This window comes from Streptomyces sp. NPDC051286 (assembly GCF_044455345.1).
GTDB lineage: Bacteria > Actinomycetota > Actinomycetes > Streptomycetales > Streptomycetaceae > Streptomyces.
Genome location: NZ_JBITER010000009.1, coordinates 138,542 through 151,477, shown reverse-complemented (window position 1 = coordinate 151,477; position 12,936 = coordinate 138,542). Strand labels below are relative to the sequence as shown.

Sequence of the window (12,936 nt, the reverse complement as noted above, 5' to 3'; positions counted from 1 at the left end):
GCGCGAGATGGCTAAGAACATTAAGGGCGTCCTGGGCGAGAAGCTCGGCATGACCCAGGTCTGGGACGAGAACAACCGGGTCGTCCCGGTGACCGTCGTCAAGGCCGGGCCCTGCGTCGTCACCCAGGTCCGCACCAACGACAGCGACGGTTACGAGTCGGTCCAGATCGCCTTCGGCGAGATCGACCCGCGCAAGGTGAACAAGCCCCTCAAGGGCCACTTCGCCAAGGCCGACGTCACCCCGCGCCGCCACCTGGTGGAGCTCCGCACCCCTGACGCCAGCGAGTACACGCTGGGCCAGGAGGTCACTGCCGCAGTGTTCGAGTCCGGCGTCAAGGTTGACGTCACGGGCAAGAGCAAGGGCAAGGGCTTCGCCGGTGTGATGAAGCGTCACAACTTCAAGGGTGGCAAGGCGTCCCACGGTGCCCACCGTGTGCACCGTATGCCCGGCTCCATCGGTGGCTGCGCCACCCCCGGCCGTGTCTTCAAGGGCATGCGCATGGCGGGTCGCATGGGCAACGAGCGTGTCACCACCCAGAACCTGACCATCCACGCGGTTGACGCGGAGAAGGGTCTGCTCCTCATCAAGGGCGCAGTCCCCGGTCCGAACGGCGGCCTCGTCCTGGTCCGTACCGCGGCCAAGGGGGCTTGAGGTAATGAGCACCATTGACATCCTTTCGCCGGCAGGCGACAAGGCCGGTACCGTCGAGCTCCCCGCGGAGATCTTCGACGCGAAGACCAGCGTTCCGCTGATCCACCAGGTCGTTGTCGCTCAGCTGGCTGCTGCCCGTCAGGGCACGCACAAGACCAAGCGCCGCGGCGAAGTCCGTGGTGGTGGCCGCAAGCCGTACCGCCAGAAGGGCACCGGCCGCGCCCGCCAGGGTTCGACCCGCGCACCGCAGTTCGTCGGCGGTGGCGTCGTCCACGGTCCGCAGCCGCGTGACTACTCGCAGCGCACCCCGAAGAAGATGAAGGCCGCCGCCCTGCGCGGTGCCCTCTCCGACCGGGCACGCCACTCCCGTATCCACGTCGTCACCGGCGTGGTCGACGGTGCAGTCTCCACGAAGGCCGCGAAGACGCTGCTCGGCAAGATCTCGGAGCGCAAGAACCTGCTCCTGGTCGTCGACCGCGCCGACGAGGCCGCGTGGCTGTCCGCCCGCAACCTGCCCCAGGTGCACATCCTGGAGCCGGGCCAGCTCAACACGTACGACGTGATCGTCTCCGACGACGTGGTCTTCACCCAGGCCGCTTTCGAGTCCTTCGTGTCTGGCCCCAAGGCCGATGAGACCGAAGGGAGCGACGCCTGATGAGCGAGGCGACCGTAACCAGCAAGACCTTCACGGACCCGCGCGACGTTCTCGTCAAGCCGGTCGTTTCCGAGAAGAGCTACGCGCTGCTCGACGAGAACAAGTACACGTTCATCGTCGCGCCCGGCTCCAACAAGACCCAGATCAAGCAGGCCGTGGAAGCGGTCTTCTCGGTCAAGGTCACCGGGGTCAACACGATCAACCGGCAGGGTAAGCGCAAGCGCACCAAGACCGGTTTCGGCAAGCGCGCTGACACCAAGCGCGCCATCGTGACCCTCGCCGAGGGCGACCGTATCGACATCTTCGGCGGTCCGACCGCCTAAGGGCGGTCTGGATCGTCCGGAATCGGACGAGGACTGAGAAATGGGTATCCGCAAGTACAAGCCGACGACCCCGGGCCGTCGTGGCTCCAGCGTCGCCGACTTTGTCGAGATCACGCGGTCCACGCCGGAGAAGTCGCTGGTCCGCCCCCTGCACAGCAAGGGCGGCCGTAACAACGCCGGTCGTGTGACCGTTCGCCACCAGGGCGGTGGCCACAAGCGCGCCTACCGAGTGATCGACTTCCGTCGTCACGACAAGGACGGCGTGCCGGCCAAGGTCGCGCACATCGAGTACGACCCCAACCGCACCGCGCGCATCGCGCTCCTGCACTACGCGGACGGCGAGAAGCGCTACATCATCGCGCCGCGTGGACTGACGCAGGGCGACCGGGTCGAGAACGGCCCGACGGCCGACATCAAGCCCGGTAACAACCTGGCGCTGCGCAACATCCCGGTCGGTACGACCATCCACGCCATCGAGCTGCGGCCCGGCGGCGGCGCGAAGTTCGCCCGTTCCGCGGGTGCCTCCGTGCAGCTGCTGGCGAAGGAGGGCACCATGGCCCACCTTCGTATGCCGTCGGGTGAGATCCGCCTGGTCGACGCCCGCTGCCGCGCCACGATCGGCGAGGTCGGCAACGCCGAGCAGTCGAACATCAACTGGGGCAAGGCCGGCCGTATGCGCTGGAAGGGCGTTCGCCCGACCGTCCGCGGTGTCGCGATGAACCCGGTTGACCACCCGCACGGTGGTGGTGAGGGCAAGACCTCCGGTGGTCGCCACCCGGTCTCGCCGTGGGGTCAGAAGGAGGGTCGTACTCGCTCGCCGAAGAAGGCATCGAGCAAGTACATCGTCCGCCGCCGCAAGACGAACAAGAAGCGCTAGGAGCGGGTTTAGATGCCGCGCAGTCTCAAGAAGGGGCCCTTCGTCGACGGCCACCTCATCAAGAAGGTGGACGCACAGAACGAGGCAGGCACCAAGAACGTCATCAAGACCTGGTCCCGTCGCTCGATGATCGTCCCGGCCATGCTGGGTCACACCATCGCGGTGCACAACGGCAAGATCCACGTCCCGGTGTTCGTCACCGAGTCGATGGTCGGCCACAAGCTCGGCGAGTTCTCGCCGACTCGCACCTTCCGCGGCCACGTCAAGGACGACCGGAAGTCGAAGCGCCGCTAACCGCGGAGTGGAACGACTATGACTTACACCGAAGGGACAACCATGGAAGCCAGGGCCCAGGCGCGGTACATCCGCGTCACGCCCATGAAGGCCCGCCGCGTGGTGGACCTCATCCGTGGCATGGATGCCACGGAGGCTCAGGCGGTCCTGCGTTTCGCCCCGCAGGCCGCGAGCGTGCCGGTTGGCAAGGTGCTGGACAGCGCCATTGCCAACGCTGCACACAACTACGACCACACCGACGCCTCTTCGCTGGTCATCAGCGAGGCGTACGTGGACGAGGGCCCGACCCTGAAGCGGTTCCGTCCGCGTGCTCAGGGCCGTGCCTACCGGATCCGTAAGCGGACCAGCCACATCACCGTGGTCGTCAGCAGCAAGGAAGGAACCCGGTAATGGGCCAGAAGGTAAACCCGCACGGGTTCCGACTCGGCATTACCACGGACTTCAAGTCCCGTTGGTACGCCGACAAGCTGTACAAGGACTACGTCAAGGAAGACGTCGCCATTCGTCGCATGATGACGAAGGGCATGGAGCGGGCCGGCATCTCGAAGGTCGAGATCGAGCGCACCCGCGACCGCGTCCGCGTTGACATTCACACCGCCCGCCCGGGCATCGTCATCGGTCGCCGTGGCGCCGAGGCCGACCGCATCCGTGGCGAGCTGGAGAAGCTGACCGGCAAGCAGGTCCAGCTGAACATCCTCGAGGTCAAGAACCCCGAGGTGGACGCTCAGCTGGTGGCCCAGGCCGTCGCCGAGCAGCTCTCCTCCCGCGTCTCCTTCCGTCGTGCGATGCGCAAGAGCATGCAGAGCTCGATGAAGGCCGGCGCCAAGGGCATCAAGATCCAGTGCGGTGGCCGCCTCGGCGGCGCCGAGATGTCCCGCTCGGAGTTCTACCGCGAGGGCCGCGTGCCCCTGCACACGCTCCGCGCGAACGTCGACTACGGCTTCTTCGAGGCCAAGACGACCTTCGGCCGCATCGGTGTGAAGGTCTGGATCTACAAGGGCGACGTCAAGAACATCGCCGAGGTCCGCGCCGAGAACGCTGCTGCCCGCGCAGGCAACCGCCCGGCCCGTGGCGGCGCTGACCGCCCGGCCGGCCGCGGTGGCCGCGGTGGCGAGCGTGGCGGTCGCGGTCGCAAGCCGCAGCAGTCCGCGCCGGCAGCCGAGGCCCCCAAGGCCGACGCTCCCGCCGCCGCTGCTCCGGCTGAGAGCACCGGAACGGAGGCCTGACCGAAATGCTGATCCCCCGTAGGGTCAAGCACCGCAAGCAGCACCACCCGAAGCGCAGCGGTATGTCCAAGGGTGGCACGCAGGTTGCGTTCGGCGAGTACGGCATCCAGGCGCTGACCCCGGCGTACGTGACGAACCGCCAGATCGAGGCAGCTCGTATCGCGATGACCCGCCACATCAAGCGTGGCGGCAAGGTCTGGATCAACATCTACCCGGACCGTCCCCTGACGAAGAAGCCCGCCGAGACCCGCATGGGTTCCGGTAAGGGTTCTCCCGAGTGGTGGATCGCGAACGTCAAGCCGGGTCGGGTGATGTTCGAGCTGTCCTACCCGAACGAGAAGATTGCTCGTGAGGCGCTTACCCGCGCTGCTCACAAGCTTCCGATGAAGTGCCGCATCGTTCGGCGCGAGGCAGGTGAGGCGTGATGTCGGCCGGAACCAAGGCGTCCGAGCTGCGCGAGCTGGGCAACGAGGAGCTGCTCAACAAGCTCCGCGAGGCCAAGGAAGAGCTGTTCAACCTCCGCTTCCAGGCGGCGACCGGACAGCTCGAGAACCACGGTCGGCTCAAGTCCGTCCGTAAGGACATCGCCCGGATCTACACCCTGATGCGCGAGCGCGAGCTGGGCATCGAGACGGTGGAGAGCGTCTGATGAGCGAGAAGACTGTGACTGAGACGAACACCGACCGCGGTTTCCGCAAGACCCGTGAGGGTCTCGTCGTCAGCGACAAGATGGACAAGACTGTCGTCGTCGCTGTCGAGGACCGCGTCAAGCACGCCCTGTACGGCAAGGTCATCCGCCGTACGAACAAGCTGAAGGCTCACGACGAGCAGAACGCTGCGGGCGTCGGCGACCGTGTTCTCCTGATGGAGACCCGGCCGCTGTCTGCGACGAAGCGCTGGCGCGTCGTCGAGATCCTCGAGAAGGCCAAGTAATTCCTGAGGGGCATTCCCCTCAGGCAAGTTCCGCCAGGCTCGGTGGGGTTCGACCCGTTCAGGGTTCGAACCCCGCCGGGAACCGGCAGACGATCAGGAGATAGACGTGATCCAGCAGGAGTCGCGACTTCGCGTCGCCGACAACACGGGTGCGAAGGAAATCCTCACCATCCGTGTTCTCGGTGGTTCGGGTCGCCGCTACGCGGGCATCGGTGACGTCATCGTCGCCACCGTCAAGGACGCGATCCCCGGTGGCAACGTGAAGAAGGGTGACGTCGTCAAGGCCGTCATCGTTCGCACCGTCAAGGAGCGTCGTCGTCAGGATGGCTCGTACATCCGCTTCGACGAGAACGCCGCCGTCATTCTGAAGAACGACGGCGACCCCCGCGGCACCCGTATCTTCGGCCCGGTGGGCCGTGAGCTGCGCGAGAAGAAGTTCATGAAGATCATCTCGCTCGCGCCGGAGGTGCTGTAAGCATGAAGATCAAGAAGGGCGACCTGGTTCAGGTCATCACCGGTAAGGACAAGGGCAAGCAGGGCAAGGTCATCGTGGCCTACCCCGCTCAGGACCGCGTCCTCGTCGAGGGTGTCAACCGGGTCAAGAAGCACACCAAGGCCGGTCAGACGGCTCGCGGTTCGCAGACCGGCGGCATCGTCACCACCGAGGCCCCGATTCACGTCAGCAACGTTCAGCTGGTTGTGGAGAAGGACGGCAACAAGGTCGTCACCCGCGTCGGCTACCGCTTTGACGACGAGGGCAACAAGATCCGCGTTGCCAAGCGGACCGGTGAGGACATCTGATGACTGCCACCACTGCGCCGCGTCTCAAGACGCGCTACCGCGAGGAAATCGCCGGCAAGCTGCGTGAGGAGTTCTCGTACGAGAACGTCATGCAGATCCCCGGCCTGGTCAAGATCGTGGTCAACATGGGTGTGGGCGACGCCGCCCGCGACTCCAAGCTGATCGATGGCGCCGTGCGCGACCTCACCACGATCACGGGCCAGAAGCCGGCTGTCACCAAGGCCCGCAAGTCCATCGCGCAGTTCAAGCTGCGCGAGGGTCAGCCGATCGGCTGCCACGTCACCCTCCGCGGTGACCGGATGTGGGAGTTCCTGGACCGTACGCTGTCGCTCGCGCTGCCGCGTATCCGTGACTTCCGTGGCCTGTCGCCGAAGCAGTTCGACGGCCGTGGCAACTACACCTTCGGTCTCACGGAGCAGGTCATGTTCCACGAGATCGACCAGGACAAGATCGACCGGGTCCGGGGCATGGACATCACCGTGGTCACCACGGCGACCAATGACGACGAGGGTCGTGCCCTCCTTCGTCACCTCGGCTTCCCGTTCAAGGAGAACTGACCGTGGCGAAGAAGGCTCTGATCGCTAAGGCCGCCCGTAAGCCGAAGTTCGGCGTTCGCGGGTACACCCGCTGCCAGCGCTGCGGCCGGCCCCACTCCGTCTACCGCAAGTTCGGCCTGTGCCGTGTGTGCCTTCGTGAGATGGCTCACCGTGGCGAGCTGCCGGGCGTGACCAAGAGTTCCTGGTAAATCTCCTTCGCCCTTTGGGCGTTGGAACTACCCGGAAGCTCTCGGTAAGCATCTGGTCGGCAGGAGCCCGGCTCTTCATGCCGTAAGCTTGAAGGGTTGGGCGCCTGCCGCCCTGGACCGACTTACTACGCCGTAGGTCCCCGCACCGCACCCGTCCCGCCACTGAGTGGGGAGAGGGATGGCGCATACAGGAAACCCCGGCGAGAGAGGCCGAAGGCCAATTCATGACCATGACTGATCCCATCGCAGACATGCTCACGCGTCTGCGTAACGCGAACTCGGCATACCACGACTCCGTCGTGATGCCGCACAGCAAGATCAAGTCGCACATCGCGGAGATCCTCCAGCAGGAGGGCTTCATCACCGGCTGGAAGGTCGAGGACGCCGAGGTCGGCAAGAACCTCGTCCTCGAGCTGAAGTTCGGCCCGAACCGCGAGCGCTCGATCGCTGGCATCAAGCGAATCTCGAAGCCGGGTCTGCGTGTATACGCAAAGTCCACCAACCTGCCGAAGGTCCTCGGCGGCCTGGGCGTGGCGATCATCTCCACGTCCCACGGTCTCCTGACCGGCCAGCAGGCGCAGAAGAAGGGCGTAGGTGGGGAAGTCCTCGCCTACGTCTGGTAGTCGGGAACGGAGGAATAGCTCATGTCGCGAATCGGCAAGCTCCCCATCCAGGTTCCCGCCGGTGTGGACGTCACCATCGATGGCCGTACGGTCGCGGTGAAGGGCCCCAAGGGCACCCTCACGCACACCGTTGCCGCGCCGATCGAGGTCACCAAGGGTGAGGACGGCGTCCTGAACGTCGTCCGCCCGAACGACGAGCGTCAGAACAAGGCCCTTCACGGCCTGTCCCGCACGCTGGTGGCGAACATGATCACCGGTGTGACCCAGGGATACATCAAGGCGCTCGAGATCAGTGGTGTCGGTTACCGCGTCCAGGCGAAGGGCTCCAACCTGGAGTTCGCCCTGGGCTACAGCCACCCGATCCTGATCGAGGCCCCGGAGGGCATCACCTTCAAGGTGGAGTCCCCCACGAAGTTCAGTGTCGAGGGCATCGACAAGCAGAAGGTCGGCGAGACCGCGGCCAAGATCCGCAAGCTGCGGAAGCCTGACCCGTACAAGGCCAAGGGCGTCAAGTACGCCGGCGAGGTCATCCGCCGCAAGGTCGGAAAGGCTGGTAAGTAGCCATGGCATACGGCGTAAAGATCGCCAAGGGCGACGCGTACAAGCGTGCCGCCCTCAAGCGTCGCCACATCCGCGTCCGCAAGCACATCTCCGGTTCGCCGGAGCGTCCGCGCTTGGTCGTGACGCGTTCCAACCGCCACATGGTCGCCCAGGTCATCGACGACATCGCGGGCCACACGCTCGCGTCGGCGTCGACCCTGGACGTGTCCATCCGTGGTGGCGAGGGTGACAAGAGCGCCCAGGCCAAGCAGGTCGGCGCCCTGGTCGCTGAGCGTGCCAAGGCCGCAGGCGTCGAGGCCGTCGTGTTTGACCGCGGTGGTAACCAGTACGCCGGGCGGATTGCCGCTCTGGCTGACGCCGCCCGTGAAGCCGGGCTGAAGTTCTAAGCCCCGGTTCCTACGCACAGCGGACGTAACAGAGAGAGGTAAATCCAATGGCTGGACCCCAGCGCCGCGGAAGCGGTGCCGGTGGCGGCGAGCGGCGGGACCGGAAGGGCCGTGACGGCGGCGCAGCTGCCGCCGAGAAGACCGCGTACGTTGAGCGCGTTGTCGCGATCAACCGCGTCGCCAAGGTTGTGAAGGGTGGTCGTCGCTTCAGCTTCACCGCGCTGGTCGTGGTGGGCGATGGTGACGGCACCGTCGGTGTCGGTTACGGCAAGGCCAAGGAAGTTCCCGCGGCCATTGCCAAGGGCGTGGAAGAAGCCAAGAAGAACTTCTTCAAGGTTCCGCGTATCCAGGGCACCATTCCTCACCCGATCCAGGGCGAGAAGGCTGCGGGCGTCGTCCTGCTGAAGCCTGCTTCCCCCGGTACCGGTGTTATCGCCGGTGGCCCGGTGCGCGCCGTTCTGGAGTGCGCCGGCGTTCACGACATCCTGTCGAAGTCGCTCGGCTCCGACAACGCGATCAACATCGTGCACGCGACCGTGGAGGCCCTCAAGGGCCTGCAGCGTCCCGAGGAGATCGCGGCTCGCCGTGGTCTGCCGCTCGAGGACGTCGCCCCCGCGGCTCTGCTTCGTGCACGTGCGGGAGCGGGTGCGTAATGGCTCGCCTCAAGATCACGCAGACGAAGTCGTACATCGGCAGCAAGCAGAACCACCGCGACACCCTGCGTTCGCTCGGGCTCAAGCGCCTGAACGACGTGGTTGTCAAGGAGGACCGTCCCGAGTTCCGCGGCATGGCTCACACCGTCCGCCACCTCGTGACGGTTGAGGAGGTCGACTGACATGGCGGAGAACAACCCGCTGAAGGCCCACGACCTCCGGCCTGCCCCGGGCGCCAAGACCGCCAAGACCCGTGTGGGTCGTGGTGAGGCGTCCAAGGGTAAGACCGCTGGTCGTGGCACCAAGGGCACGAAGGCCCGCTACCAGGTTCCGGAGCGCTTCGAGGGTGGCCAGATGCCCCTCCACATGCGTCTCCCGAAGCTCAAGGGCTTCAAGAACCCGTTCCGCACCGAGTACCAGGTCGTGAACCTGGACAAGCTCGCGACGCTCTACCCCGAGGGTGGAGAGGTCACCGTGGCCGACCTGGTCGCCAAGGGTGCGGTGCGCAACAACCACCTCGTCAAGGTCCTCGGACAGGGCGAGATCTCCGTGGCGCTGCAGGTTTCGGTTGACGCCGTCTCCGGCTCCGCCAAGGAGAAGATTGCCGCCGCCGGCGGCACCGTCACTGAGCTCGTCTGAGACAACTCGGACAACTCGATGGCTTGAACATCCGACCGGGGATGCCTCTTATTTGGGGCATCCCCGGTTGGTCGTTCCTAGGTGGGCATGGTCGCCGGTAAGGTGGCGTGCATTGTTGCTGTGGTAACCCCTGGGCGCATGCCCGGGAATCTTTGACTCTTTCGTATTTGTCGATCCTCAAGACCGTCACCTCTCGCTCTGCGCGGGGGTCGCAGGAGGCACCGTGCTCACCGCGTTCGCCCGGGCGTTCAAGACGCCCGACCTGCGCAAGAAGCTGCTCTTCACGCTCGGCATCATCGTGCTCTACCGGCTCGGGGCGCACATCCCGGTACCGGGAGTGAGCTACGAGAACGTCCAGACCTGTGTTGACCAGGCAAGCAAGGGCAACAACAGCCTCTTCGGCCTGGTGAACATGTTCAGCGGTGGTGCACTGCTGCAGATCACGATCTTCGCGCTCGGCATCATGCCGTACATCACGGCCAGCATCATCCTTCAGCTGCTGACCGTGGTCATTCCCCGACTCGAGGCGCTCAAGAAGGAGGGGCAGTCCGGCCAGGCCAAGATCACGCAGTACACGCGTTATCTGACCGTCGCGCTCGCCATCCTCCAGGGCACCGGGCTGGTGGCCACCGCCACCAGCGGCGCGCTGTTCAGCGGCTGCCCGGTCGCCGACCAGATCGTTCCGAACCACTCGATCTTCACGACCGTCGTCATGGTGATCACCATGACCGCGGGCACCGCTGCCGTCATGTGGCTCGGTGAGCTCATCACCGACCGCGGCATCGGCAACGGCATGTCGATCCTGATGTTCATCTCGATCGCTGCCAGCTTCCCCGGCTCCCTGTGGGCCATCAAGCAGAGCGGCAAGCTGGCGGACGGCTGGATCGAGTTCGGCACCGTCATCCTGGTCGGCTTCGTCATGGTGGCCCTCGTGGTCTTCGTCGAGCAGGCCCAGCGCCGGATCCCGGTGCAGTACGCGAAGCGCATGATCGGCCGCAGGTCGTACGGCGGTACGTCCACGTACATCCCGCTGAAGGTGAATCAGGCGGGTGTGATTCCCGTCATCTTCGCTTCTTCGCTGCTCTACATTCCGGCCCTGATCGTCCAGTTCTCCAACTCCACTGCGGGCTGGGCCACATGGATCAAGGACAACTTCGTCAAGGGCGACCACCCGTACTACATCACGACGTACTTCCTGCTGATCGTCTTCTTCGCCTTCTTCTATGTGGCGATTTCGTTCAACCCCGAGGAAGTCGCCGACAACATGAAGAAGTATGGTGGGTTCATCCCGGGTATCCGGGCTGGTCGACCTACTGCCGAGTACCTGAGCTACGTGCTCAACAGGATCACTTGGCCGGGCTCGCTGTACCTGGGTCTGATCGCTCTCGTGCCGACGATGGCGTTGGCAGGCTTCGGTGGCGCTAACCAGAACTTCCCGTTCGGCGGGACGAGCATCCTCATCATCGTGGGTGTGGGTCTGGAGACCGTGAAGCAGATTGAGAGTCAGCTCCAGCAGCGCAATTACGAAGGGTTCCTCCGCTGATGCGAATCGTCCTCGTCGGGCCGCCCGGTGCCGGCAAGGGAACGCAGGCTGCGTACCTTGCCAAGAACCTGTCGATTCCGCACATCTCCACGGGCGATCTCTTCCGCGCCAACATCAGCCAGGGCACTGACCTTGGCAAGCGGGCCCGCGCCTACATGGACGCGGGCCAGCTGGTGCCGGACGAGGTCACCATTGCGATGGCCAAGGACCGCATGTCCCAGCCGGACGCCGTGAACGGCTTCCTGCTCGACGGCTTCCCGCGCAACGTGGGCCAGGCCGAGGCGCTCGACGAGATGCTCAAGAGCGAGGGCGTGACGCTGGACGCGGTTCTCGACCTGGAGGTCCCCGAGGACGAGGTCGTCAAGCGCATCGCGGGCCGGCGTATCTGCCGCAACGACAGCGCGCACGTCTTCCACGTGACGTACAACCCGCCGAAGACCGAGGGTGTCTGCGACACCTGCGGCGGCGAGCTGTACCAGCGCGACGACGACACCGAGGACACGGTCCGGACCCGGCTCGAGGTCTACCACACCCAGACCGAGCCGATCATCGACTACTACCGGGCCCAGGGCCTGGTGGTGACGATCTCGGCGCTCGGCAAGGTCGAGGACGTGACCAAGCGGTCGATGGAAGCCCTCAAGAAGGTCCGCGAGGACTGACGAACACCTGTAACACCTGTACAGACGGCCGCGGCGTCCTTGGGCGCCGCGGCCGACTGTTTGCGCCGTATCGTGGAGTACGCCGCACACCCGTTCCCGTTCGATGCAGAGAGGCGCCGCGCAATGGTGCAGATCAAGACCCCCGAGCAGATCGCGAAGATGCGTGAGGCGGGGCTGGTGGTCGCTGCCATTCACGCCGCCACCCGCGAGGCGGCGGTGCCCGGCGCCACCACTCACGACCTGGACCAGGTTGCACGCAAGGTGATCGCCGACCACGGTGCGAAGTCGAACTTCCTCGGGTACGGCGGGTTCCCCGCGACCATCTGCGCCTCGGTCAACGAGGTCGTCGTGCACGGAATCCCGGACGAGAAGACCGTCCTCAAGGACGGCGACATCATCTCCATCGACGCCGGCGCGATCGTGGACGGCTGGCACGGCGACGCGGCGTACACGGCGTTCGTCGGCACCGGTCACGCTCCGGAGCTCATCGAGCTGTCCCGGGTGACCGAGGAGTCCATGTGGGCCGGGATCGCGGCGATGAAGGTGAACAACCGTCTCGTCGACATCTCGAAGGCGATCGAGTCCTACATCCGCCGCCAGCCGCGTCCGGCCACCGGCAAGTACGGGATCATCGAGGACTACGGCGGCCACGGCATCGGTACCGAGATGCACATGGACCCGCACCTGCTGAACTACGTTGCACGCAAGCGCGGCAAGGGCATCAAGCTGGTTCCCGGTGTCTGCCTGGCCATCGAGCCGATGGTCTCGCTCGGTACGCCGCGGACCGAGGTGCTCGAGGACAACTGGACGGTCATCACGACCGACGGCACCTGGTCCTCGCACTGGGAGCACTCGATCGCCCTGACCGAGCAGGGCCCCCTGGTCCTGACGGCCCCCGACTGCGGCCGCGCGAAGCTGGCGGAGTACGGGATCCAGGCCGCGCCGGACCCGCTGGGCTAACGGCCCCACCCGATGAGAACGCGCCCCCGGGCGGGTCTAAGGATCTCCTCCGGTGGGCAAACTTGACGGATTCGTCTTTTGGGGTCCGCTGACGTAGACTGACTCGTCGGCTCTTGTGCATCCGTGTGTCCGCATACGGAGCGGAGAGTTGATCAAGGTAGCCGATTCGAAAGGCGAAGCGTGGCCAAGAAGCAAGGTGCCATCGAAATTGAGGGCACCGTGATCGAGTCCCTCCCGAACGCCATGTTCAAGGTGGAACTCCAGAACGGTCACAAGGTCCTCGCGCACATCAGCGGCAAGATGCGGATGCACTACATCCGTATCCTCCCGGATGACCGGGTCGTGGTGGAGCTCTCTCCGTACGACCTGACGCGTGGCCGGATCGTCTACCGATACAAGTAGATCT

Annotated in this window: 24 protein-coding genes; all 24 read left to right on the top strand. The window is 65.3% G+C overall.

Annotated elements, in window-relative coordinates; genetic code table 11:
• The first annotated feature begins 7 nt into the window (after positions 1 to 7).
• The 24 genes from rplC (at position 8) to infA (ending at position 12,932) form a co-directional block, all read left to right on the top strand.
• Positions 8 to 652, top strand: a complete 645-nt coding sequence (gene rplC, locus ACIBB8_RS12270) for a 50S ribosomal protein L3 (RefSeq protein WP_030914132.1) — start codon at positions 8 to 10, stop codon at positions 650 to 652.
• A 4-nt stretch (positions 653 to 656) separates the two neighbouring features.
• Entirely contained in the window at positions 657 to 1,307 is a 651-nt protein-coding gene (rplD, locus tag ACIBB8_RS12265) for a 50S ribosomal protein L4 (protein WP_358856903.1), read from the top strand.
• On the top strand, positions 1,307 to 1,630 hold the full coding sequence (gene rplW / locus ACIBB8_RS12260) for a 50S ribosomal protein L23 (protein WP_030914135.1): 324 nt from the start codon (positions 1,307 to 1,309) through the stop codon (positions 1,628 to 1,630). The genes rplD and rplW overlap by 1 nt, the downstream gene beginning before the upstream one ends.
• 40 nt (positions 1,631 to 1,670) lie before the next feature.
• Positions 1,671 to 2,507: a 50S ribosomal protein L2 gene (rplB, locus tag ACIBB8_RS12255; RefSeq protein WP_266982598.1), complete on the top strand. Its 837-nt coding sequence runs from the start codon at positions 1,671 to 1,673 to the stop codon at positions 2,505 to 2,507.
• A gap of 12 nt (positions 2,508 to 2,519) precedes the next feature.
• Positions 2,520 to 2,801: a 30S ribosomal protein S19 gene (gene rpsS, locus ACIBB8_RS12250; protein WP_283853425.1), complete on the top strand. Its 282-nt coding sequence runs from the start codon at positions 2,520 to 2,522 to the stop codon at positions 2,799 to 2,801.
• 42 nt (positions 2,802 to 2,843) lie between these two features.
• On the top strand, positions 2,844 to 3,191 hold the full coding sequence (rplV, locus tag ACIBB8_RS12245; RefSeq protein ID WP_004571827.1) for a 50S ribosomal protein L22: 348 nt from the start codon (positions 2,844 to 2,846) through the stop codon (positions 3,189 to 3,191).
• Positions 3,191 to 4,027 carry a 30S ribosomal protein S3 gene (gene rpsC / locus ACIBB8_RS12240; protein ID WP_037688007.1) on the top strand — a complete coding sequence of 279 codons (837 nt, stop codon included), beginning with the start codon at positions 3,191 to 3,193 and terminating at the stop codon, positions 4,025 to 4,027. The genes rplV and rpsC overlap by 1 nt, the downstream gene beginning before the upstream one ends.
• Positions 4,028 to 4,032: 5 nt before the next feature.
• Positions 4,033 to 4,452, top strand: a complete 420-nt coding sequence (gene rplP / locus ACIBB8_RS12235) for a 50S ribosomal protein L16 (protein ID WP_072485538.1) — start codon at positions 4,033 to 4,035, stop codon at positions 4,450 to 4,452.
• A complete protein-coding gene (gene rpmC, locus ACIBB8_RS12230) occupies positions 4,452 to 4,676 on the top strand; it encodes a 50S ribosomal protein L29 (RefSeq protein WP_014047786.1) in 225 nt (74 codons plus the stop codon). The genes rplP and rpmC overlap by 1 nt, the downstream gene beginning before the upstream one ends.
• Positions 4,676 to 4,960 carry a 30S ribosomal protein S17 gene (gene rpsQ, locus ACIBB8_RS12225; RefSeq protein ID WP_030977953.1) on the top strand — a complete coding sequence of 95 codons (285 nt, stop codon included), beginning with the start codon at positions 4,676 to 4,678 and terminating at the stop codon, positions 4,958 to 4,960. Before rpmC ends, rpsQ begins: the two co-directional genes overlap by 1 nt.
• Before the next feature lie 106 nt (positions 4,961 to 5,066).
• Entirely contained in the window at positions 5,067 to 5,435 is a 369-nt protein-coding gene (gene rplN / locus ACIBB8_RS12220) for a 50S ribosomal protein L14 (protein WP_003966950.1), read from the top strand.
• A 2-nt stretch (positions 5,436 to 5,437) separates the two neighbouring features.
• Positions 5,438 to 5,761 carry a 50S ribosomal protein L24 gene (gene rplX / locus ACIBB8_RS12215; RefSeq protein ID WP_003966949.1) on the top strand — a complete coding sequence of 108 codons (324 nt, stop codon included), beginning with the start codon at positions 5,438 to 5,440 and terminating at the stop codon, positions 5,759 to 5,761.
• Positions 5,761 to 6,318 (top strand): 50S ribosomal protein L5, encoded by a 558-nt coding sequence (gene rplE, locus ACIBB8_RS12210; RefSeq protein ID WP_037688009.1) that lies wholly within the window; start codon positions 5,761 to 5,763, stop codon positions 6,316 to 6,318. The genes rplX and rplE overlap by 1 nt, the downstream gene beginning before the upstream one ends.
• Positions 6,319 to 6,320: 2 nt before the next feature.
• On the top strand, positions 6,321 to 6,506 hold the full coding sequence (locus tag ACIBB8_RS12205; RefSeq protein WP_003948630.1) for a type Z 30S ribosomal protein S14: 186 nt from the start codon (positions 6,321 to 6,323) through the stop codon (positions 6,504 to 6,506).
• 224 nt (positions 6,507 to 6,730) lie between these two features.
• Positions 6,731 to 7,129 (top strand): 30S ribosomal protein S8, encoded by a 399-nt coding sequence (rpsH, locus tag ACIBB8_RS12200; protein ID WP_005313538.1) that lies wholly within the window; start codon positions 6,731 to 6,733, stop codon positions 7,127 to 7,129.
• Positions 7,130 to 7,150: 21 nt separating this feature from the next.
• On the top strand, positions 7,151 to 7,690 hold the full coding sequence (gene rplF / locus ACIBB8_RS12195) for a 50S ribosomal protein L6 (RefSeq protein ID WP_398951112.1): 540 nt from the start codon (positions 7,151 to 7,153) through the stop codon (positions 7,688 to 7,690).
• 2 nt (positions 7,691 to 7,692) lie between these two features.
• Positions 7,693 to 8,076, top strand: coding sequence for a 50S ribosomal protein L18 (gene rplR / locus ACIBB8_RS12190; protein WP_030914149.1), 384 nt, complete (start codon positions 7,693 to 7,695; stop codon positions 8,074 to 8,076).
• Between the two features lie 47 nt (positions 8,077 to 8,123).
• Complete coding sequence (gene rpsE / locus ACIBB8_RS12185) at positions 8,124 to 8,729, top strand: 30S ribosomal protein S5 (RefSeq protein ID WP_072485533.1); 606 nt, start codon at positions 8,124 to 8,126, stop codon at positions 8,727 to 8,729.
• Complete coding sequence (gene rpmD, locus ACIBB8_RS12180; RefSeq protein ID WP_030914154.1) at positions 8,729 to 8,911, top strand: 50S ribosomal protein L30; 183 nt, start codon at positions 8,729 to 8,731, stop codon at positions 8,909 to 8,911. Before rpsE ends, rpmD begins: the two co-directional genes overlap by 1 nt.
• 1 nt (position 8,912) lies before the next feature.
• Positions 8,913 to 9,368: a 50S ribosomal protein L15 gene (gene rplO, locus ACIBB8_RS12175; protein WP_037688017.1), complete on the top strand. Its 456-nt coding sequence runs from the start codon at positions 8,913 to 8,915 to the stop codon at positions 9,366 to 9,368.
• A 223-nt stretch (positions 9,369 to 9,591) separates the two neighbouring features.
• Complete coding sequence (gene secY / locus ACIBB8_RS12170) at positions 9,592 to 10,911, top strand: preprotein translocase subunit SecY (RefSeq protein WP_398951109.1); 1,320 nt, start codon at positions 9,592 to 9,594, stop codon at positions 10,909 to 10,911.
• Positions 10,911 to 11,570: an adenylate kinase gene (locus ACIBB8_RS12165; RefSeq protein ID WP_398951107.1), complete on the top strand. Its 660-nt coding sequence runs from the start codon at positions 10,911 to 10,913 to the stop codon at positions 11,568 to 11,570. Before secY ends, ACIBB8_RS12165 begins: the two co-directional genes overlap by 1 nt.
• Positions 11,571 to 11,693: 123 nt before the next feature.
• Positions 11,694 to 12,530, top strand: coding sequence for a type I methionyl aminopeptidase (gene map / locus ACIBB8_RS12160; protein ID WP_358856907.1), 837 nt, complete (start codon positions 11,694 to 11,696; stop codon positions 12,528 to 12,530).
• A gap of 180 nt (positions 12,531 to 12,710) precedes the next feature.
• Entirely contained in the window at positions 12,711 to 12,932 is a 222-nt protein-coding gene (infA, locus tag ACIBB8_RS12155; protein WP_003956442.1) for a translation initiation factor IF-1, read from the top strand.
• The last annotated feature ends 4 nt before the right edge of the window (positions 12,933 to 12,936 follow it).